The sequence below is a fragment of the Janthinobacterium paucivorans genome, from assembly GCF_051380805.1.
In the GTDB taxonomy this organism is placed as follows: Bacteria; Pseudomonadota; Gammaproteobacteria; order Burkholderiales; family Burkholderiaceae_D; genus Janthinobacterium; species Janthinobacterium lividum_D.
The window spans coordinates 20,917-40,056 of record NZ_JBNYXR010000021.1; the positions used below are offsets into that span (position 1 = coordinate 20,917).

The following is a 19,140-nucleotide window of genomic DNA, read 5'->3' on the forward strand; positions in this document are numbered from 1 at the left end:
TAGCGTCGTTCGCGACGGTTTTTCACGTCTTTTATAAAGGATAGGGTCATGCCCACACTGCATTATATTTTCGATCCCTTGTGCGGCTGGTGCTACGGCGCCGCGCCGCTGGTCGAGGCGGCGCGCGCCGTGCCAGGGCTGGCGCTGGCGTTCCATGGCGGCGGCATGATGACGGGCAGCAATCGCCGTCAGATCACTCCCGCCTGGCGCGGTTACGTCTTGCCGCATGACCGGCGCATCGAGCAGCTATCCGGCCAGCCATTTGGCGACGCCTATGTCAACGGCTTGCTCAACGACACCACGGTCATGCTCGATTCCGAACCGCCGATCACGGCCATCCTGGCTGCGGAAATGCTGGCCGGCAAGGGCCTGGACATGCTGCAGTGTGTGCAGCGCGCCCATTACCTGGACGGCTTGCGCATCGCCGACTTGCCTGTGCTGGTGGCGCTGGCGCAAGAACTGGGCCTCGATGGCACTGCCTTCGAGCGCGCATATGTGCAGCAGGCGGGCGCTGCCACGCAGCAGCACATCGATGCCAGCCGCACGTTGCTGGCGCAGGTGGGCGGGCAGGGCTTTCCCACGTTTGTGCTCGACGATGGCAGCGGCAAGCTGTCCGTGATCGATATCGGGGACTTTCTGGGACAGCCGGCGAAGTTGCAGGCGCAATTGGGCGGCGTGTGCGACGCCCACGGTTGTTCATTGTAAATACATAGAGAAGCAATCAAATCAATTGTCTTCTTTTGTTGTTGACTTCGCTACTCTGCCACCAATAGGCAAGCACGGATGCCTTGCCGGCGTAACAACACTGGGGCGCCTGCTGTTGACGCAGCACAAAGTAGTGGCTGCAATTAAATATTGCCACGTGGACATATCCGTCTTCCATGCGTAGACTTGTCGTTCTGATGATTGCGCCATCTTCCTGGCGCAATCCTGACTAGAAAGTCGTACGATATGAATATGGTGAAGCTGTCGGTGCATGGGGACGACCCCACGCTCAAATCGATTCTTGAAGTCTTGCCCAGTGATCCTGAACGGCAATGGCGCAAGGGTGAGGAGAAAGGCGCGGGTCGAATGCATCTCGATTCCGGCTTCGAAGTGATCATCGCGCAGGCGTCCAAATCCCAAGTGCTGCCCTCGCGCATACGCAGCTACCTGGCCGAATGCCGCTCGCGCGGCGTCACGTTCAGCATGTCATGCATCGTCGCCGAGCTGCAATTGGAGTTGAATGGCGACGATACGCTCGATGCCTCGCTGGAGCTGACCCTGTCCGACATGCAGCAACTGACGGAGATGGGCATTAGCCTGAGCCTGGTGACGCGTGGCGCCGCCGCCTGATACCCGCGCAACACTGAACAAGCAGCCGTCCAAAAAGACGGCCACTGTTCGTCACGTTTCTTCCAGCTCGACAGTGAGCATATTGTCATCGGGCTTGCGGTCGATCAACTTGTTGTCGGGATCGATGCCTGCCTTGCCTGGCCGGCTATTGACGATGACGGTATAGCGCGCTTCACGCGCCGTCATGCGCAGGCGCTCGCGCAACAGCGGATGGCCATACGCATCGTCGACGCCAATCTCGATCCAGTCATGCAGGGGCGCGTCGTGTTCCTCGCCCTGTTCGCCAGCCGTCAATTTGCTCGCCTGCACCTTGAGGGTGACAGCGTACTTGCCGTCGCTGCGCTTGGTAGCCGTGGCCGACAGGGCACGGTTGTCGAACAACACGATTTTCTCGAACAGATCATCGATCAGGTAAGCATGCTCGGGCGGCGTCACCTGGCGCAAGCCCTGGACCAGGGCCGTCACGCTGGCGTACGGCGGACCTTTTTGGCCATGCGTCTTGAGCAGCGCGCGTAGTACGCCATTGACTTTGTCTGCGCCGATCATGTCTTGTAGCAAGTACATGGCCAGGCTGCCCTTGTGGTAATGGATGTAAGCCTGGTTTTCAGTCTCGGCCAACGGCAGTTCTTTTTTGCGCTCGGTACTGCGTCCTATCAGGTATTGATTCAAGTCATAGCGCAGGAAACGGCGCATCTTCGCCGGCCCCACGGTTTTCTGCATCACCATCAGGGCCGAATATTCGGCCAGTGTTTCACTGAGGACGGTGGCGCCGCGCGTGTTACCGCCCACCAATTGATGCGCCCACCACTGGTGCGCCACTTCATGCGCCGTGACGTAGAACGGATAGTCGATATCTTTCGGGTTCTTGTCATCGACCTTGGCGATAAAGCCCAGGCCTTCCGAATATGCAATGGTATTCGGGAACGACTGTGCAAAGGTGGCGTAGCGGGGGAATTCGACGATACGCAAGACCTTGTGCTGGTAAGGGCCGAAGTTTTTCGTGTAGTAATCGAGCGCTTCCTTGCTGCCGCGCACGAAACGTTCGAGGTTGTACTCATGGCCAGGATGGTAATACACGTCGATGCCCACATCCTGCCAGCGCTCGTGCCTGACGGCGTAGCGGGCCGACTGGAAGGCGTAGAAATTGACGATAGGCTGGTCCATGGTGTAATGGAAGTAATGGCGGCCCTTGGCGATCCAGTCCTTGTTCAGCGTGCCCGGTGCGATGGCTGTCTGGCCATCGACGGTGCTGACGGTGGCGTCAAAGTTGATGCGGTCAGCGTCGTTGCTGACGTAATTGTCGGCCAGCCCGCGTGCATCGTCACGTGGCAAGACCTGTTCGCGCGCGGGCAAGCCATGTTTCTTGCGGTCGCGCGGATCTGTCAATTCCTGCTGCGGCTGGTAGCCGATGCGCGGCAGCACGGCATTCGTGAAGAAGGTACCGTTAGCCACTACGGGCGTGTCCTGGCCCAGGCCGAAGAGGCCGCGCGGCGCATAGGAAATGTCGAAATCGAGGCCCAGGCTGGCGCCCGGCGCCAGCGGGGCGGACAGACGGTAGCTGTAAAAGCCCAGCTTGGCGTCATCGAGACCGGGATGCACGCGCGCATCGAAACGCAGGCGCATGGTAGACGTGGGATCTTGTTGCACAAAAATGTGGCGGATCGGCAGGCTGGTCTTGTTTTGCAGCATATAGCGGCCCGTGACGGCCAGGGTGCGCTGCGCCGGGTAGATTGCCACGTCGAGTTTCACGTCGGTGATTTTCGGCTGCGCCGTGGCGGCAAACTTGCGGTACTGGCGCTCGATACTGGCGCGGTCCGCATCGCGGCCAAATTCGGACTTGTCATCGTTGGCCACGTGGAAGACGTAGAACAGCACGCTGCCGGTCCCGAGAAATAGCAGGGCGCCGCCGGCAAAGCTGGCCAGCACACCGTGCGTCAGGCCGTGGCGCGCCAGGCGCAATCGGATGCGCCAGCTGTCTTGCGCGCCGCGCGGCCAGAACAGCAGCGACAGCAGCGTCAGCATGATGGCCGCGCCGCTCCAGTACAGCAAGTACCAGCGTTCACGCAAGACATAGTGGCCGGCCCCGTTCATGGCCGAATACACGAAGTCCGGCGTGCTGCCGTATAGCAGCAGCGGGTCGCCCAGGCCCAGCGAGGCAAAGCTGATGCTGGCGATGTGGTACACAATCATGGCGAAATATGCCAGATACTTGTGATTGATCAGTACCTGCAAAAAGATGGCCAGCACGGCGATCAGCGCATAAGACGGCAGGTGCGACAGGAACAGCGATTCCAGGTACAGGCCGGGGTCGAGGCGGTAATACCCCTTGAAGATCTGGATCGACATGCCGCACAACATGATGACCAGGCTGAGTAGTGCTTGCAGGCCGATCAGCGCAAACAGCTTTGACAGCAGCGGCAGCCAGTTTGGCACGGGCAGGGCGTCGAGCATCAAGTGCGTGCCCGTCTCGCGTTCGCGCCACACCAGTTCGCCCGCATAGAAGGTGGTAATGATCAACATGAACAGGGCGAACGAGGCGCTGACCATTTGTAGCACCTTTTCCGTTGTCGGATAGGTATTCGTGCCGTAGAGCGAGCCCATGTCGAGCGCGCCGCCATACATGGTCAGGACGCCTGCCAGCACGATGACGACAAAATAGATGTTCTTGATGGTTTCGCGCAGGTTCAGCCAGCTCATCTTGAGCAGCAGGGACGCCAGCTTGCGCTGCGCAAAATCAGGCGCTTGCTGCGTCGACAGTGACGCTTTCGACAGGCGCAGCGGGACGTCGCCGTCGCTGCGGCGCTTGCTGGCACCGGCGTCCGTCGTGGCGTGTAGCTGGAAGCGCCAGTAACCGAGCAGCAAGGTCACCAGGGCGAAGCCGGACCAGATGGCGCGGTTCAGCAGGTATACGCCTTCCAGGGTCACCAGGCGCGTGTTGCGCTGCGCATTCGGCCAGTATTCCGTCAGGCGTATCAGCGCCGTGGTGCCGAAGGGGTCGATCAGGGCGGCCAGGGTCTTGTAGTCGAGGTCGCGCGCCAGCGAGGGCGCCACCAGGTAGCCGATCAGCATGACTACCGAGCTGATGTAGACGGGCAGCATGCGCCGCGTCAGGGCGGCGATGACGAAGAAGATGGCGCCGAAGATGAACAGGTTCGGCAGCAGCGTAAATACGTACGGCATCAGGTAGGCCAGCGCGCGTTGCGGCCCCAGCCGTTCCGGGTCGATGCCGGGCAGCCAGGTGCCCAGCCACGCACCGATCACGATGCTGGAAAACACTGCAGCCAGCACCAGGTAGGCACCGAGGAAGCGGCCAAAGACATACCGGTATTTTTTGATCGGCGCGCTGAAGAAGAAATGCTGCATGCCGTATTCGAAATCCTGCTGTACCGAGCGGCCCATCATGGCGGCCACCACCACGGCGCCGAAACAGCCCAGCACGCTGCAGGTGAATGCCAGCGAGCGCGGCGCATTGATCAGGAACTTGCCGCCAAAACTGATGCTCGCTTCCTTGAAGACGCCGCCGGCGGCGGCCATCCACAGCATGGACAAGGCCAGGAACATGGCGAAATACACCCAGGTGGACAGCAGCTTGAGCCGCTGTCGCGCTTCAAAGCGAGCGATGGCAAACATGGCCGTCCCCTCAGTCGCACTGCGGGGCGACGCGGTGGCGCCCGGCAATGGTGGCGAAATACAGGTCTTCCAGGTCGCCGATGGCTTCTTCGAAGCCGTCGCCCGGATCGTCGTCGCTGTAGACGTGGATCAGGGTGCGGCCCGACAGCAAGCGCGTGGAAATGACGGCGTGGCGCTGCTGGAAGCTGGCCAGTTCTTTCTTGTCGACAAAGCGTGCCCAGATCTTGCAGCTGACTTCATCGATGAGTTCCTGGGTCTTGCCGCACAGCAGCAAATGTCCCTTGTTGATGATGGCCATGTTGGCGCACAGGTCGGCCACGTCGGACACGATGTGGGTCGACAGTATCACCGTCTTGTCTTCGCCGATGTCGGACAGCAAATTATGGAAGCGCACGCGTTCCTGCGGGTCGAGGCCAGCCGTCGGTTCGTCGACGATGATCAGTTTCGGATCGCCCAGCAAGGCCTGGGCGATGCCGAAGCGCTGGCGCATGCCGCCGGAAAAGCTGCCCAGGCGCTGGTGGCGCACGTCGAACAGATTGGTTTGTTGTAACAGGCCATCGACGACTTCGCGCCGGCGCGCCCGCTGCGACAGTCCTTTCAGCATGGCGAAGTGGTCGAGCAGCTCGTACGCCGTCACTTTCGGGTATAGGCCGAAGTCTTGTGGCAGGTAGCCCAGCATGCGGCGGATCTCGTCCTTATCGTCGAGCACGTCGTACTCGCCGAAGAAAATGGCGCCGGAGTCGCATTCCTGCAGAGTGGCCAGGGTGCGCATCAGGGTCGACTTGCCGGCGCCGTTCGGGCCCAGCAAGCCAAACATGCCGGGCGGTATCGTCAGCGATACCTGATCGAGCGCCACCACGCCATTCGCGTAGGTCTTCGACAATTTCCTGATCTGCAATTCCATACAACTCCTAACTCATGCGTTACAGCCCGATGCTGCAGGGCTTCTGTATGCAGGCATTGTATTGAATTTAAGACGTACTGGGCAGTTGCATGCGATGCACGGTCTTTTCGCGTGCCCAGAGTGCAGATGCGCGGAGTGGATGGCCCCTGCGCATCAGCCTTTTGACTGCGTCTAATTGCGAAAGAGCACCGATTCGCGGTTAAACCACCAGCGGCACAGCATCAGCAGCGCACCCGCGATCAGCGTGGTCGAGGCCAGGATCACGCCGAACATGCGGTAATCCATGGTGCCTTTTACCAGCTCCTTCATGGCCAGCGAGACATTCGTCAGCGGCACCATGGCCCACATCCAGTTCAGTTCGACGCCGGGTAGCATGGCCGCCACGGTGGGCAGGATGACAAACATCATCAAGGGTGTGATCATGCCGGTCGCTTCCTTGTAGCTTTTTGCATAGATCGAGATCGACAGCAGCAGCGAGGCGAAAATGGCCGCCGTCGGCACCAGCATCAGCGTCACCATGGCCAGATCGAGCCAGCCGATGCTGCGCACCAGGACAGCCATGTGGCCTTCGAGCGAGCTGCCGAAGATGGCCAGCAGGGCGCCCATGCTGCCGACCATCAGCACCGCCGACGTCATGCCGACGGTAAACAGCACGAGAAACTTGGCCAGCACGATGGCGCTGCGCGGCACGGGCGCCAGCAGCAGGGTTTCCAGGGTGCCGCGCTCCTTTTCCCCGGCGCCCAGGTCGATGGCGGGATACATGGCCGCCGTCAGGCACACCATCAGCAGTAGATAGGGCAGCAGACCGCCGATGATGGCGCCCATCTGCTCGCGCTCGTTGGCCGTCGATTGCTTGTCGAGCACGATGGGGTGCAGGGCAAAAGCGAGCTGGGCCGGACTCAGGTTCAGGGCCGACAGCGCCCCTTCGCGCAGGCTGGCGTTATATGCCTCGATGATTTCGCGCACCCGCTGCTGGGTCACGTCGACCGTGCTGGCGCTGTTGTAATGCAGGGTCACCTTGGCTTGCCGTTGTTGCGCCAGCGTTTCTTCAAAGTGGGGCGCAATGACGACGGCAAACTTGATGCTGTCGTCGCCGATGGCGCGGCCGATGTCGGCCTCGCTGGCCAGCGCTACTTCGCGCAAGTTGTACTGTTGCGCAAAACGCGCGCTCAGGCCCGGTGAATGTTCTTTGCCGAACAGGGTGTAGCGCATTTCCGCCGTCTTGGCATTCTTGAACATATTGTTCGAGACGTAGGCGAAGCCGCCAAAAATCAGCGGCATGGCAAAGATGGGGATGAGGATGGTGAAGATCAGCGTCTTGCGGTCGCGCGTGAGTTCCAGCAACTCTTTCAGATAAATGGTCCACATGGCTCAGCTTCCCTGCTTGATGACGCTGACGAAAGCGTCGTATAGATCGGCACTGCCGCCCAGGTGGCGCAGTTCATTGACCGTGCCATTGAAGGCGGTAGTGCCGCGGTTGATGATGCAAACGCGGTCGCACAGCTTTTCCACTTCGTGCAAATGGTGCGTGGAAAAGATCAGCGGCACGCGCAGCGCCTTGTAGCTGGCGATGAAGTCGAGCAGGATCTTGGCCGACATCACATCGAGGCCCGTGGTCGGCTCGTCGAGGATCACCACTTGCGGCTCATGCACGACGGTGCGGGCGATCGCGCACTTCTGTTGCATGCCGGTTGACAACTGATCGGCCCGCTTGCCGCCGTAGTCCTCCATCTGCAGCAGCGCAAACAGCTCGTCGCAGCGGCGCTTGAGTTTATCGGCCGGCATGCCATGCAGACGGCCAAAGTACTCGACGTTCTCGCGCGCCGTCAGGCGGCCATATAGCCCTGTCGAACCGGACAGAAAGCCGATGCTCTGGCGCGCTACCAGCGGTTGCTGCAGCACATCGACGCCATTGACGAGGGCGCTACCCGCGTCCGCTTGCAAGGCCGTCGACAGCAGGCGCAACGTGGTGGTCTTGCCGGCCCCATTCGGCCCCAGCAGGCCCAGCACTTCGCCCGCGGCGCAGCTGAAACTGACGTCGCGCACGGCGTGAAACCAGCCCGCATGTTCGCGCGGATCGCTGACGTGTGCGCCCTTGCCTTTGTGGGGGGGCATGCGAAAACGTTTTGCCAGGTGTTTGACCTCAATCATGTATGCCATCCATTCAACGGTGAAGAGCGAGAGTAGCATGCAAAAAATGTAACTTGCAAGGTGGAAATATCGTATGGTCTATTGAAAAAAACAGCATCTTCATGCAAGCTGGCCCGGTGGGCGCCGGCGGACGGCGCGGGAGAGCGCAATGCAAACGATCGATCAGGCAATGCAGGACAAGGTACTCGCTGTGGCGCGCGCCGGCATGACGAGCGCCGAAGCCATTGGTTTCTTCCGCGTCAGCCTGGGTTTGTACTATCTGGCCAGCTTGATGACGCAAGAAACCCTCGACTTCAAGCAGATCGACGCGCAGTACAACCGTTTTATTTATCACTCGATTGGTGGCGGGCACAGCATCGCCAGCGTGTTGCAATTCATGAGCGGTGAGAAAGTCTTGCGCGTGCTGCAGTCAGAGCGGTTTCTTGCCGCGTTTGCCGAGCATTGCCCGGACATCCCCGTCGACAGCATTTCTTTCCTGGTTTCACTCAACCTGGGCGTGGCGAAAAGCCTGTCCGGCCTGGACGCCGTTGGCCCCGTGGTCGATTGGATCGAGCAGGAAAAAGCGCGCACAAGTCAATAAAGCCCTTTTCACCCTGCGCGCGGCGTGGATACGTCTGTCCCTGATCGGCCTATAATCATGTTTTCTCCTACATGAATAGCCATGATGACCGCGAACCGATATCTTGACCCCCTGGATCGTTTGATTGTTGGCGCCGACAAGGCCCTGCGCGTCATCGCTGGCGTAGCTTCGGCCTCGCGCCCCTCGCCGGCTGCGCACGCGCCCGATGCGCAGCTGAGTGCGCCCGAGCAGCGCCACAGCGCCGGCTTGATGCGCGTTAACCACGTGGGCGAAGTGTGCGCCCAAGCCTTGTACAACTCGCAGGCGCGCTATGCGCGCAGCCCGGCCATCCGCGCCCAGTTTGATGAAGCGGGGCGCGAAGAGGAAGATCACCTGGCCTGGACGGCGCAGCGCCTGACAGAGCTCGGTTCGCGTTTGAGCCTGCTCAATCCTCTGTGGTATGCGGGTTCCTTTGCGTTGGGCACCATCGCCGCGCGCATGGGCGACGGCCGCAGCCTGGGTTTTGTGGTGGAAACAGAGCGCCAGGTGGAGGCGCACCTGGCCAGCCACTTGCAAGAATTGCCGCCGCAGGACGCCAAGTCGCGCGCCATCGTCAAGCAGATGGCCATCGACGAGATCGAACACGGCGCCGCCGCCCAGCGATTAGGCGCCATCGAGACGCCGGCGCCCGTCAAGGCATTGATGGGCATCATGGGCAAGGTCATGACCAAGACGGCGTATTACTTATAAACGTTACTTTTACCCCAGACGCAAAAACTGGGGTCGGACCCTCGGGTCCGACCCCGGCATTTCGCTGTTGGGGTCAAGAATTATTCTTCAATAATCTCGAAGGAATGCGTGATCTCGGCCGTTTTGGCGAGCATGATAGACGCCGAGCAATATTTGTCGTGCGACAACGAAACGGCCCGTTCCACGGCCGCCGGTTTCAGGGCCTTGCCTCGCACGGTGAAGTGGAAGTGGATCTTGGTAAACACCTTCGGATCGGTGTCGGCGCGCTCGGCCTTCAGGCTCACTTCGCAGCCACTGACGGCTTCGCGCCCGCGTTTCAGGATCAGCACCACGTCATAGGCGGTGCAGCCGCCCGTGCCCAGCAAGACCATTTCCATGGGGCGTGGCGCCAAGTTGTGGCCGCCGCCATCGGGCGCGCCATCCATGCTCACCAGGTGGCCGGAACCGGTTTCTGCCCGAAAACTCATGCCCGAAGGGCCATTCCAACTGACTTTGCATTCCATCGTACTCTCCGAAAATTGTAAGCGTTGGGTATTGTAATAGAGGAAGGCCGGTCCATGTGCAGCTCGCCAGGGCGCAGCGGGTCTGCATCGTCGCTTGACGCGGCAAGGCAAAGCCGCTTATACTTGTCGGCTTTCCGTTCGCTCAGGAAAAGTAAATAAGGCAGAGTCCGCACGGCAGCTTCGGCGGAACCACCATTTGAGCGTGTAATCTATTAGGAAGTCAACATGAAAACATTTTCCGCTAAAGGACATGAAGTCCAGCGCGATTGGTTCGTGGTTGACGCGACGGACAAAGTCCTCGGACGTGTTGCCAGCGAAGTGGCACTCCGACTGCGCGGCAAACACAAACCAGAATTTACTCCTCACGTCGATACCGGCGACTTTATCGTCGTCATCAACGCAGGCAAACTGCGTGTGACCGGTACCAAAGCTACTGAGAAAATTTACTACCGTCACTCTGGCTATCCAGGCGGCATCTACGAAACCAACTTCCAGAAAATGCAACAGCGTTTTCCAGGTCGCGCGCTTGAGAAAGCGGTCAAAGGCATGTTGCCTAAAGGCCCACTCGGCTACGCAATGATCAAGAAGCTGAAAGTGTACGCGGAAGGTTCCCATCCGCACGCTGCTCAGCAACCTAAAGCACTTGTTCTCTAAGGAACTGACATGATCGGTAATTACAATTATGGAACCGGCCGTCGCAAAAGTGCAGTGGCTCGGGTTTTTATCAAAGTTGGCACAGGCTTGATCGTTGTTAACGGCAAACCAGCAAACGAATACTTTTCGCGCGAAACGGGTCTGATGGTCATCCGTCAACCACTGGAACTGACCGGCAATGTCGAGCGTTTCGACATCAAAGTCAACGTCCATGGCGGCGGTGAGTCGGGCCAGGCTGGTGCAGTTCGTCACGGCATCACCCGCGCTCTGATCGACTACGATGCAGCGTTGAAACCGGAACTGGCAAAAGCTGGCTTCGTTACCCGCGATGCACGTGAAGTCGAGCGTAAAAAAGTTGGTCTGCGCAAAGCACGTCGCGCAAAGCAATTCTCGAAGCGTTAATTTTTACGCTACAGCATCTTTATGGTGCTGGTCGAAAAGCCGCTGGACTTCGGTCCTGCGGCTTTTTTGCATTTCAGCGCAATGCGTCGTTGCGCTGTAAAATACGCGCAAAACGCGCATGGGCGGCGTTTCTGCTCATCTTTATGCAATCTTATGCACTCTAAACACAAGGAAAGAACATGATTAAAGTTGGCATCGTCGGCGGCACTGGATACACGGGCGTGGAATTGCTGCGCTTGCTGGCAACTCATCCTGATGTCGAGTTGACGGCGATTACCTCGCGCAAGGAAGATGGCTTGCCCGTTGCTGACATGTATCCTTCCCTGCGTGGTCATGTGAAACTGGCGTTTTCCGCGCCGGACAAAGCCAATCTGGAGCAGTGTGACGTGGTCTTCTTTGCCACGCCACATGGTGTTGCCATGGCGCAAGCACCAGCGCTGCTGGCTGCCGGCGTGAAAGTCATCGACCTGGCCGCCGACTTCCGCCTGAAAGACCAGGCCAAGTTCGAGCAGTGGTACAAGATCGCCCACACGGCGCCCGAGTTGATCGAACAGGCCGTGTACGGCTTGCCGGAACTGAACCGCGAAGATATCAAGCAAGCCAAGCTGATCGCCAACCCCGGTTGTTATCCGACCACCATGCAGTTGGGCTTTTACCCGCTGCTCAAGGCTGGCTTGGTGCATGCGGGCGGCTTGATCGCCGACTGCAAGTCGGGCGTGTCCGGCGCTGGCCGCAAGGCGGAAATCGGCATCCTGTTCTCGGAAAGCAGTGACAGCTTTAAAGCTTACGGCGTGGCCGGTCACCGTCACTTGCCGGAAACGACGGCGCAATTGCAGCGTTTCACGGATGAGAAAGTGGCGCTGACCTTTACGCCGCACCTGGTGCCGATGATACGCGGCATGCATTCGACCCTGTACGCGCAGCTGAACAAGGACGTCAGCAATGAAGCATTGCAAGCCTTGTTCGAGGAGCAATACAAGGATGAGCCTTTCGTCGACGTGATGCCATTCGGCTCGCATCCGGAAACGCGTTCCACGCGCGGCTCGAACATGCTGCGCCTGGCCTTGCACCGTCCCGAGGGCGGCAACACCGTCATCGTGCTGGTGGTGCAGGATAATCTGGTCAAGGGCGCATCGGGTCAGGCCGTACAGTGCATGAACTTGATGTTCGGCTTGCAAGAAACGGCCGGTTTGCAACACATTGCCCTGATGCCATAAAAATCGGCAGTCGTGCTTGCGCAGGTCCGGCGTCATTTTGCCGGACCTGTGATAAATTGAGTTGCTATCGACCCCGACAGGATGACGTTCATGTTCGAGCGCAATGCGAAAACCCCCATCGATACCCTGATCGGCGCTACCACGCGGATCGAGGGTGACGTCCTGTTTTGCGGCGGCCTGCGCATCGATGGCCAGGTGCGCGGCAATGTCAGGGGCGAGCCGGGTGCGCCCACCTATGTCGTGCTGGGCGAGGCGGGGCGCATCGATGGCGAAGTGCGCTGCTCCAGCCTGGTCGTCAGCGGCGAGATCAATGGCCCCGTGTATGTGTCTGAAATGCTTGAAATCCAGCCCAAAGCCCGCATTCTCGGCGAGGTCTACTACAAGGTGCTGGAAATGCACAGTGGCGCATTGGTGCAGGGCAAGCTGAGTCGCCACGACAGCGCCGACCCGGTGCTGCACCTGGCCGTGTCGGAAGTGTGAGCAGGAACAACACTGTTTTGCAGGCTACCAGGCAAAGCGCGACGCGCAGCAGGTTTTAAAGGTGGTGCGCAGCGCGAGTTGCGCCAACAGTCTATAATGAGTTAACGTTTTCTAGTAGGAGTGTCCGTTATGAATGCCGTCGCTGAAATGCAAGATGTGATCCCTTCACCTATTATCTTTACCGATAGCGCCGCCGAAAAAGTCGCGCAGCTGATCGAAGAAGAAGGTAATCCCGACCTGAAATTGCGCGTTTTCGTGCAGGGTGGCGGCTGTTCCGGCTTCCAGTACGGTTTTACCTTCGACGAAATCGTCAATGAAGATGACACCACCATGGTCAAGAACGGCGTCCAGCTGTTGATCGATTCCATGAGCTACCAGTATCTGGTCGGCGCGGAAATCGATTACAAGGATGACCTGGAAGGCGCGCAGTTCGTGATCAAGAATCCGACCGCCACCTCCACCTGCGGTTGCGGTTCTTCGTTCTCGGTATAAGCACACCTGAGAAAACGTCCATGGCGGCGTTGCATTGCCTCGCCGTACTATTTGTACTGTCTTTGGCAATGCGCCTTGCCCTGAACGCTTTTCAGGCACACCGGTTTGCATACGCAGCATGAAAATAGCGGATCATTGATCCGCTATTCGTGTTTGTGCGTCTGCTCAACGCGGATATAGCGCGCCGAGCACCCGCACACCCATCGCGCCGGTCACGGCAGGCAAGTTGCCGGGCTGACGCTGTGTAAAACGCCATGCCAGCCAGGCAAATGCCAGCGCCTCGACCTGGCTCGGCGCCACGCCCAGCGCTTGCGTCGATGCCACCGCCATGCCCGGCAATTGAGCGGCCAGCGCTGCCATCAGGCTGGCGTTCTGCGCGCCGCCGCCACACACATACACGTTTTCCGCCTGCGCGCCGTCGCGCGCGATGGCCTGCGCCAGGCTGACGGCTGTCAGCTGTGTCAGGGTCGCTTGTACGTCGGCCGGCAGGGCAGAGGGATACCCGGCCAGCTTGGATTGCAGCCAGTCGGCATGGAACAGATCGCGGCCCGTGCTTTTCGGCGCCGGCAAATCAAAATACGCTTCATTGAGCAAGTCTGTCAACAGGGCAGGGATGACCTGCCCCGTGGCGGCCCAGGCGCCGTTGGCGTCATACGGCTGGCCCTGGTGCTGCAAGACCCAGCCATCCATCAACGCATTGCCCGGACCCGTGTCGTAGCCGCTCACCTTGCCATCCGCATGCAGCACGCTGATGTTGCTGATGCCGCCGATATTGGCCAGCACGCGTGTGTGGCCGGGCTGATTGAAAATGGCTTGATGGAAGGCCGGCACCAGTGGCGCGCCCTGACCGCCGGCCGCCACGTCGCGGCTGCGCAAGTCGGCGACGACGTCGATGCCCGTCAGTTCGGCCAGCAGGGCTGGATTATTCAACTGGCGCGTAAAGCCCAGTTCGGGGCGGTGGCGTATAGTCTGGCCGTGTGCGCCGATGGCGGTGATGGCATCGGCGCCTATGCCCGCCTTGCTCAAGAGCATGGCGACGCAGTCGGCGTAATGGCGCACGAGTTGATTGGCCGCCAGCGCTTCGCGTTCGATTTCATTCTGGCCCGCACTTTGCAATGCCATCAGGTCGGCGCGCAGGCTGGCGGGAAAGGCAATATAGGCGTCGCCCAGGCTGCGCGTGCCCTGGTCGGAAAAGTCGACCAGCGCGCCGTCGACGCCGTCCAGGCTGGTGCCCGACATCAAACCGATATACAGCATGGGTGTTTCCTTGAGTGCGTCAGTCATGGCTGCATTGTGCCGCATTTTCCTGCGCGCATAAAACAAAGACACCGGCCATTTGCATGGGCGGTGCCTTTGTCTGATGCCCGAAGGCAGCATCGCAATGTTGCAGTGTCGTTTAGCGCGACGCCAGTGCCCTGTCGTTCGGACGCAGCAGGGTGAAGCGGTGCATCATGTCAGCCGATACCGTGCGGAAGCGGCTCAGCTCGGCAGCCGTCAGCGGCGCCTGGGCTTGTACGTTCAGCTTGCTTGGATCTTGTGCCACGCCGCCGACGCGAAATTCATAGTGCAAATGCGCGCCTGTCGACCAGCCGGTGCTGCCAACATAACCGATCACGTCGCCCTGGCTCACTTTTTGACCTTTTTTCAAGCCTGAAGCGAAGCGGCTCATGTGGGCATAGGCGGTGCTGTAGTTGGCCCAATGCTTCAGAACAACCACATTGCCATAGCCGTTTTGAGTGCCAACGGACTCGACCACGGCGTCGCCCGAGGCGCGGATAGGCGTGCCCGTTGCTGCAGCAAAATCGATACCCTTGTGCGCTTTCCAGTTACCCGAAATCGGGTGCACGCGCATGGAGAAACCGGACGAGATGCGCGAGAATTCGAGGGGAGATTTCAGGAAGGCTTTTTTGAGGGACTTGCCGTCGAAACTGTAGTAACCGCCGCCTTGCTTGCTGGCTGGGTCTTCGAACCAAACGGACTGGTAAGTCGTGCCGCGGTTGGTGAATTCACCGGCCAGGATGCGGCCCGCTCGGACGAATTCGCCATCTTGCCAGAAAGTTTCGTAGACGACATTAAACGAGTCGCCGCGTTTCAGGTCGGAGCGGAAGTCGATATTGGTGGAGAACATTTCCACGATTTGTGCGGAAATCGAGTCTGGCAGGCGCGTACCGTCCAGGCTGGAGTCGGTGGCGGCGAACAGGGTGGAGGTAATCTTGCGCGCATGCATTTCAACGCGGCGTTCCAGTTGGGCTGCCACTTCCGTGGCCACGAATTTGTCGCCCTTGCGGGTGATCATGATGTTCTTGACCGATTTGTCGCTGCCATCGACGAGGGTGGCGCGCATCCAGTTGAGTTCGCCGTTTTCGGACGTTTGCGCTTGCACGCGCTTGCCTGATTTCAGCAACATCACGCCGCGCGCGATCTTGTCGGTTTTGATGAAATTGGCAGCGGCCGCATCATCCACGCCGAGACGGGTCAGCAGGGTGGCGAGGGTATCGCCAGCGCGGACTTTTTCTTCGTGGGTGAAATTCTGGTCTACCTGTTCCATCGCGGAAATTTGCGAAGCCAGATCCGGCATTTCCAGATTTTGCGCGATCGAGGTCACTGGCAAGTCGGATGCGTCGGGCGCCATGGGAGAAACAGCGACCGCGCCGAAGGCGGCCACGGCGAGCAGCACTGCCGACACGCTGATAATGCGTGCCTTGCGTGTCGCCGCCAGCTGTGTGTACAAGCGTGAGCCTGTGATTTTATGTATAGGGTTCATGCAATCAGTTAAAATTTGCCCTTGAACGTGACCTGAACTAATGCTCTTTGTTATTGTTATTTTGGTTCGTTTTCATACGGCAAGATTGATGGGATCGAGCATTATAGCAAACTCCGAAAACCTACTACCATTTTGAGATCTACAGTCAAATTTTATGGAAATCAACACCACTGCATCGCCTGCCAAGGCTAACGCCGCTCAGGCCGCACTTCCGCTGTCGGACAGAGTACAAGAAGCCCTCGCCATTACCAAGCGTGGCGTCGATGAACTCTTGATCGAAAGCGAATTTGCGCAAAAATTAGCGCGCTCCGAGAAAAGCGGTGTTCCACTGCGCATCAAGCTGGGCCTGGATCCGACTGCACCTGACTTGCACCTGGGCCATACTGTCGTACTGAACAAAATGCGCCAGCTGCAAAACCTCGGCCATCAAGTCATTTTCCTCATTGGCGACTTCACTTCGATGATCGGCGACCCTTCGGGACGCAACATCACGCGCCCGCCTTTGACCAAGGAACAGATCGAGATTAACGCGATGACGTATTTCGCGCAAGCATCTTTAGTGTTGGACGCCAGCAAGACCGAAATCCGCTATAACTCCGAGTGGTGCGATCCGCTGGGCGCGCGCGGCATTATCAAGCTCGCTTCCCACTACACGGTGGCGCGCATGATCGAGCGCGACGACTTCACCAAGCGCTTCCAGGGCGGCATTCCTATTTCCGTGCATGAATTCCTGTACCCGCTGATGCAAGGTTACGACTCGGTGGCCCTGAAATCGGACCTGGAACTGGGCGGCACGGACCAGAAGTTCAACCTGCTGGTGGGCCGCGAACTGCAAAAGCAGTATGGCCAGGAGCAGCAGTGTATCTTGACCATGCCGCTGCTGGAGGGCCTCGACGGCGTGGAAAAAATGTCCAAGTCGAAGAATAACTACATCGGCATCACCGAACCGGGCAATACCATGTTCGCCAAGCTGATGAGCATTTCCGACGTCATGATGTGGCGTTACTACGAGTTGCTGTCGTGGCGTTCCATCGACGAACTGGGACAGCTGAAGCGCGAAGTCGAGGGTGGACGCAACCCGCGCGATGCCAAGGTTGCGCTGGCGCAAGAAATCGTTGCCCGTTTCCACTCGCAGCAGGCAGCGCAAGATGCGCTGACCGATTTCGTCAACCGCTCCAAGGGCGGCATTCCCGACGATATCGCGGCGGTGACGCTGGCTGGCGCGCCGCTGGGCATTCCGCAATTGCTCAAGCAGGCGGGCCTGTGCCCATCGACCTCGGAAGCCATGCGCAAGATCGACCAGGGCGGCGTGCGCATCGACGGCACCGTCATCAGCGACAAGGCGCTGCAAGTGGCGGCCGGTGAGTTCGTCTTGCAAGTTGGCAAGCGCAGTTTCGCGCGCGTCACCTTGACGCCATGATTGCGCTGCTGCAAAGAGTGACGCAGGCAAAGGTCGACGTTGCCGGCGCCACCATCGGCGCCATTGACGCCGGCCTGATGGTGCTGGTGTGTGCGGAGCGCGGCGATACGGAAAAGGAAGCGGACGCCTTGCTGGCCAAATTGCTCGGCTATCGCGTGTTTGCTGACGCGGCGGGCAAGATGAACCGCAGCGTGACCGATGTGGCAGGCGGCTTGCTGCTGGTGCCCCAGTTCACCCTGGCCGCCGATACCAAGTCCGGCACGCGCCCGTCATTTACGCCGGCGGCCGCACCGCACGATGGCTTGCGCCTGTTCACGCATTTCGTGGAACAGGCGCGCAGCCGCCATGCGGGCGTGCAAACGGGGCAGTTCGGTGCCGACATGCAAGTGTCGCTGACGAATGACGGGCCCGTCACCTTCTGGCTGCAAGTCAATGCAAAGCAATAAATGAAGTGATAAAGGGGAGCAGGCGATGAAATTGTGGAGCGAGACGTTTCGTGATGGCGGGCTGATGCCGGCCGAGTATGCTTTTGCCGAGATCGATCCAGCCAGCCGCGTGCGCCTCGCCGGCAACCGCAATCCCCATCTGGCCTGGGACGAGGTGCCTAACGGTACCGAGTCGCTGGCCCTGTTCTGCATCGACCCCGATGCGCCGCAAGACGCCAGCCTGGCCAACCGCAACGACCAATCGCTGCCGCTGACGGCGCCGCGCAGCAACTTTTATCACTGGAGCTTGCTCGATTTGCCGCCCGCCATGCGCGCGATTGCCGCCGGTGAATTTTCCAGCAGCATGACGCCGCGCGGCAAGGCTGCCGCTACTGGCACTGGTGCTGGGCTGCCATTGCGCCAGGGCCTGAATGACTATACGGGCTGGTTTGCCGGTGATGCCGCCATGGCCGGCGATTATTACGGCTATGATGGACCGTGTCCGCCATGGAATGACGAGCGCATCCACCATTACCTTTTCCGTCTGTATGCGCTCGACGTGCCGCAACTGGCCTTGCCCCAGCGTTTTACCGGGCAGCAAGCGCACGCCGCTCTGTACGGCCACATCCTCGACGAAGCCCAGCTCGTCGTTGCCTACTCGCTCAACCCCGAGCTGGCACTTACCCTGAAGAAATAAAGCATGAGCACCACGATTTTACTCATACGCCATGGCGAAACGGCCTGGAATGCGGGCCGCCGCCTGCAGGGCCATATCGATATCGCCTTGAACGCGGCGGGCCTGGCGCAAGCGGGGGCGCTGGGGCAGGCGCTGGCGGACGCACCGCTGGCCGCCATCATTGCCAGCGATTTGCAACGCGCGCAGCAGACGGCGCAAGCCGTGGCCGATGTGCAAGACTTGCCCGTGCAAATAGATCCTTTGCTGCGCGAGCGCTGCTATGGCGCCTTCGAAGGCTTGCTGTATGCCGACATTGCGGCGCGCTATGCACATGAGTATGCGCAATGGCAATCGCGGCAGATCGATGCCGTGATGCCGTCCGGCGAGCGCGAGGCGGAGAGTTTCCGCCAGTTTTATGCGCGCGCCAATGGCGCCATCGCCCGCTGGGCCCAGCAGTATGAGGGCCAGACGATTGCCATCGTGGCGCACGGCGGCGTGCTTGAGTGTGCCTACCGCGAAGCGCTCGGCATGGCGCTCGACAGCCCGCGTGACTTCCAGGTGAAAAATGCCAGCGTCAACCGTTTTTTGTATGCCGACGGCAAGCTGCATTTAGTGCACTGGGGAAATATCGAACATCTGAGCGCGCCCGCGATGGACGAGCTGGGCTAACAGCCCTCTACGCGGCCCCATAGTCACTCTGACGCACTGATCGAAAAAATAGTGCTTATTATTTAGGCAGGGAATCGGTTAAAATAGCAGGCTCCCCCGTCCATTCCAG

General features: G+C 59.6%; 20 protein-coding genes. 13 read left to right on the plus strand and 7 right to left on the minus strand.

Translation table 11 applies throughout. The features are described from left to right. Positions 1–48 precede the first annotated feature (48 nt). Both ACQ4V8_RS20335 and ACQ4V8_RS20340 read left to right on the plus strand, forming a co-directional pair. Positions 49–705, plus strand: coding sequence for a DsbA family protein (locus ACQ4V8_RS20335; protein WP_436572091.1), 657 nt, complete (start codon positions 49–51; stop codon positions 703–705). A 246-nt stretch (positions 706–951) separates the two neighbouring features. Next, positions 952–1,335 (plus strand): hypothetical protein, encoded by a 384-nt coding sequence (locus tag ACQ4V8_RS20340; RefSeq protein WP_010393262.1) that lies wholly within the window; start codon positions 952–954, stop codon positions 1,333–1,335. Positions 1,336–1,386: 51 nt separating this feature from the next. Here the strand turns inward: ACQ4V8_RS20340 and ACQ4V8_RS20345 are convergent, their stop codons facing one another. From ACQ4V8_RS20345 to ACQ4V8_RS20360, 4 genes are all read right to left on the minus strand, one after another. Beyond that, complete coding sequence (locus tag ACQ4V8_RS20345; RefSeq protein ID WP_436572092.1) at positions 1,387–4,965, minus strand: ABC transporter permease/M1 family aminopeptidase; 3,579 nt, start codon at positions 4,963–4,965, stop codon at positions 1,387–1,389. Positions 4,966–4,975: 10 nt separating this feature from the next. After that, the gene (locus ACQ4V8_RS20350; protein ID WP_010393267.1) at positions 4,976–5,869 is read right to left on the minus strand and encodes an ABC transporter ATP-binding protein; all 894 of its coding nucleotides are present in this window, start codon (positions 5,867–5,869) and stop codon (positions 4,976–4,978) included. Positions 5,870–6,040: 171 nt separating this feature from the next. Further along, on the minus strand, positions 6,041–7,237 hold the full coding sequence (locus ACQ4V8_RS20355) for an ABC transporter permease (RefSeq protein ID WP_010393270.1): 1,197 nt from the start codon (positions 7,235–7,237) through the stop codon (positions 6,041–6,043). Positions 7,238–7,240: 3 nt separating this feature from the next. Further along, positions 7,241–8,020, minus strand: a complete 780-nt coding sequence (locus ACQ4V8_RS20360) for an ABC transporter ATP-binding protein (RefSeq protein WP_029496045.1) — start codon at positions 8,018–8,020, stop codon at positions 7,241–7,243. 148 nt (positions 8,021–8,168) lie between these two features. On the opposite strand from ACQ4V8_RS20360, the gene ACQ4V8_RS20365 reads away from it, so the two are divergent. Together ACQ4V8_RS20365 and coq7 are read left to right on the plus strand one after the other, a co-directional pair. Continuing rightward, complete coding sequence (locus tag ACQ4V8_RS20365) at positions 8,169–8,600, plus strand: hypothetical protein (protein WP_070345818.1); 432 nt, start codon at positions 8,169–8,171, stop codon at positions 8,598–8,600. An 81-nt stretch (positions 8,601–8,681) separates the two neighbouring features. After that, positions 8,682–9,329: a 2-polyprenyl-3-methyl-6-methoxy-1,4-benzoquinone monooxygenase gene (gene coq7 / locus ACQ4V8_RS20370; protein WP_436572093.1), complete on the plus strand. Its 648-nt coding sequence runs from the start codon at positions 8,682–8,684 to the stop codon at positions 9,327–9,329. Positions 9,330–9,409: 80 nt separating this feature from the next. Here coq7 and ACQ4V8_RS20375 read toward each other — a convergent pair whose 3' ends face one another. After that, entirely contained in the window at positions 9,410–9,832 is a 423-nt protein-coding gene (locus ACQ4V8_RS20375; RefSeq protein ID WP_010393280.1) for an OsmC family protein, read from the minus strand. Positions 9,833–10,057: 225 nt separating this feature from the next. Here ACQ4V8_RS20375 and rplM point away from each other — a divergent pair, with 225 nt between their 5' ends. The 5 genes from rplM to erpA all read left to right on the plus strand — a co-directional run bounded on the left by rplM (position 10,058) and on the right by erpA (position 13,077). Then, positions 10,058–10,486, plus strand: a complete 429-nt coding sequence (gene rplM / locus ACQ4V8_RS20380; protein WP_010393282.1) for a 50S ribosomal protein L13 — start codon at positions 10,058–10,060, stop codon at positions 10,484–10,486. A gap of 9 nt (positions 10,487–10,495) precedes the next feature. Then, entirely contained in the window at positions 10,496–10,888 is a 393-nt protein-coding gene (rpsI, locus tag ACQ4V8_RS20385; RefSeq protein ID WP_010393285.1) for a 30S ribosomal protein S9, read from the plus strand. A gap of 179 nt (positions 10,889–11,067) precedes the next feature. Then, positions 11,068–12,105 (plus strand): N-acetyl-gamma-glutamyl-phosphate reductase, encoded by a 1,038-nt coding sequence (gene argC, locus ACQ4V8_RS20390; RefSeq protein ID WP_196856072.1) that lies wholly within the window; start codon positions 11,068–11,070, stop codon positions 12,103–12,105. Positions 12,106–12,195: 90 nt separating this feature from the next. Beyond that, positions 12,196–12,585 (plus strand): bactofilin family protein, encoded by a 390-nt coding sequence (locus ACQ4V8_RS20395; RefSeq protein WP_010393290.1) that lies wholly within the window; start codon positions 12,196–12,198, stop codon positions 12,583–12,585. A 129-nt stretch (positions 12,586–12,714) separates the two neighbouring features. Continuing rightward, positions 12,715–13,077, plus strand: a complete 363-nt coding sequence (gene erpA, locus ACQ4V8_RS20400; RefSeq protein WP_029496047.1) for an iron-sulfur cluster insertion protein ErpA — start codon at positions 12,715–12,717, stop codon at positions 13,075–13,077. A gap of 165 nt (positions 13,078–13,242) precedes the next feature. Here erpA and ACQ4V8_RS20405 read toward each other — a convergent pair whose 3' ends face one another. Next, positions 13,243–14,361 (minus strand): anhydro-N-acetylmuramic acid kinase, encoded by a 1,119-nt coding sequence (locus ACQ4V8_RS20405; protein ID WP_261980778.1) that lies wholly within the window; start codon positions 14,359–14,361, stop codon positions 13,243–13,245. Positions 14,362–14,473: 112 nt separating this feature from the next. Further along, on the minus strand, positions 14,474–15,841 hold the full coding sequence (locus ACQ4V8_RS20410) for a M23 family metallopeptidase (protein ID WP_010393298.1): 1,368 nt from the start codon (positions 15,839–15,841) through the stop codon (positions 14,474–14,476). 154 nt (positions 15,842–15,995) lie between these two features. On the opposite strand from ACQ4V8_RS20410, the gene tyrS reads away from it, so the two are divergent. The 4 genes from tyrS to ACQ4V8_RS20430 are packed head-to-tail and all read left to right on the plus strand — an operon-like array spanning position 15,996 to position 19,031. After that, positions 15,996–17,261 (plus strand): tyrosine--tRNA ligase, encoded by a 1,266-nt coding sequence (gene tyrS, locus ACQ4V8_RS20415; protein ID WP_010393301.1) that lies wholly within the window; start codon positions 15,996–15,998, stop codon positions 17,259–17,261. Next, entirely contained in the window at positions 17,258–17,707 is a 450-nt protein-coding gene (gene dtd / locus ACQ4V8_RS20420; RefSeq protein WP_010393303.1) for a D-aminoacyl-tRNA deacylase, read from the plus strand. The genes tyrS and dtd overlap by 4 nt, the downstream gene beginning before the upstream one ends. Positions 17,708–17,732: 25 nt before the next feature. Then, a complete protein-coding gene (locus ACQ4V8_RS20425; RefSeq protein ID WP_436572094.1) occupies positions 17,733–18,383 on the plus strand; it encodes a YbhB/YbcL family Raf kinase inhibitor-like protein in 651 nt (216 codons plus the stop codon). Between the two features lie 3 nt (positions 18,384–18,386). Further along, positions 18,387–19,031: a histidine phosphatase family protein gene (locus ACQ4V8_RS20430; RefSeq protein ID WP_010393307.1), complete on the plus strand. Its 645-nt coding sequence runs from the start codon at positions 18,387–18,389 to the stop codon at positions 19,029–19,031. Positions 19,032–19,140 lie beyond the last annotated feature (109 nt).

Bases quoted from the DNA above. Each gene is read 5' to 3' on its own strand.
- ACQ4V8_RS20335 (WP_436572091.1), top strand. From the start codon at position 49: ATGCCCACACTGCATTATATTTTCGATCCCTTGTGCGGCTGGTGCTAC.
- ACQ4V8_RS20340 (WP_010393262.1), top strand. From the start codon at position 952: ATGAATATGGTGAAGCTGTCGGTGCATGGGGACGACCCCACGCTCAAA.
- ACQ4V8_RS20345 (WP_436572092.1), bottom strand. From the start codon at position 4,965: ATGTTTGCCATCGCTCGCTTTGAAGCGCGACAGCGGCTCAAGCTGCTG.
- ACQ4V8_RS20350 (WP_010393267.1), bottom strand. From the start codon at position 5,869: ATGGAATTGCAGATCAGGAAATTGTCGAAGACCTACGCGAATGGCGTG.
- ACQ4V8_RS20355 (WP_010393270.1), bottom strand. From the start codon at position 7,237: ATGTGGACCATTTATCTGAAAGAGTTGCTGGAACTCACGCGCGACCGC.
- ACQ4V8_RS20360 (WP_029496045.1), bottom strand. From the start codon at position 8,020: ATGATTGAGGTCAAACACCTGGCAAAACGTTTTCGCATGCCCCCCCAC.
- ACQ4V8_RS20365 (WP_070345818.1), top strand. From the start codon at position 8,169: ATGCAAACGATCGATCAGGCAATGCAGGACAAGGTACTCGCTGTGGCG.
- coq7 (WP_436572093.1), top strand. From the start codon at position 8,682: ATGATGACCGCGAACCGATATCTTGACCCCCTGGATCGTTTGATTGTT.
- ACQ4V8_RS20375 (WP_010393280.1), bottom strand. From the start codon at position 9,832: ATGGAATGCAAAGTCAGTTGGAATGGCCCTTCGGGCATGAGTTTTCGG.
- rplM (WP_010393282.1), top strand. From the start codon at position 10,058: ATGAAAACATTTTCCGCTAAAGGACATGAAGTCCAGCGCGATTGGTTC.
- rpsI (WP_010393285.1), top strand. From the start codon at position 10,496: ATGATCGGTAATTACAATTATGGAACCGGCCGTCGCAAAAGTGCAGTG.
- argC (WP_196856072.1), top strand. From the start codon at position 11,068: ATGATTAAAGTTGGCATCGTCGGCGGCACTGGATACACGGGCGTGGAA.
- ACQ4V8_RS20395 (WP_010393290.1), top strand. From the start codon at position 12,196: ATGTTCGAGCGCAATGCGAAAACCCCCATCGATACCCTGATCGGCGCT.
- erpA (WP_029496047.1), top strand. From the start codon at position 12,715: ATGAATGCCGTCGCTGAAATGCAAGATGTGATCCCTTCACCTATTATC.
- ACQ4V8_RS20405 (WP_261980778.1), bottom strand. From the start codon at position 14,361: ATGACTGACGCACTCAAGGAAACACCCATGCTGTATATCGGTTTGATG.
- ACQ4V8_RS20410 (WP_010393298.1), bottom strand. From the start codon at position 15,841: ATGAACCCTATACATAAAATCACAGGCTCACGCTTGTACACACAGCTG.
- tyrS (WP_010393301.1), top strand. From the start codon at position 15,996: ATGGAAATCAACACCACTGCATCGCCTGCCAAGGCTAACGCCGCTCAG.
- dtd (WP_010393303.1), top strand. From the start codon at position 17,258: ATGATTGCGCTGCTGCAAAGAGTGACGCAGGCAAAGGTCGACGTTGCC.
- ACQ4V8_RS20425 (WP_436572094.1), top strand. From the start codon at position 17,733: ATGAAATTGTGGAGCGAGACGTTTCGTGATGGCGGGCTGATGCCGGCC.
- ACQ4V8_RS20430 (WP_010393307.1), top strand. From the start codon at position 18,387: ATGAGCACCACGATTTTACTCATACGCCATGGCGAAACGGCCTGGAAT.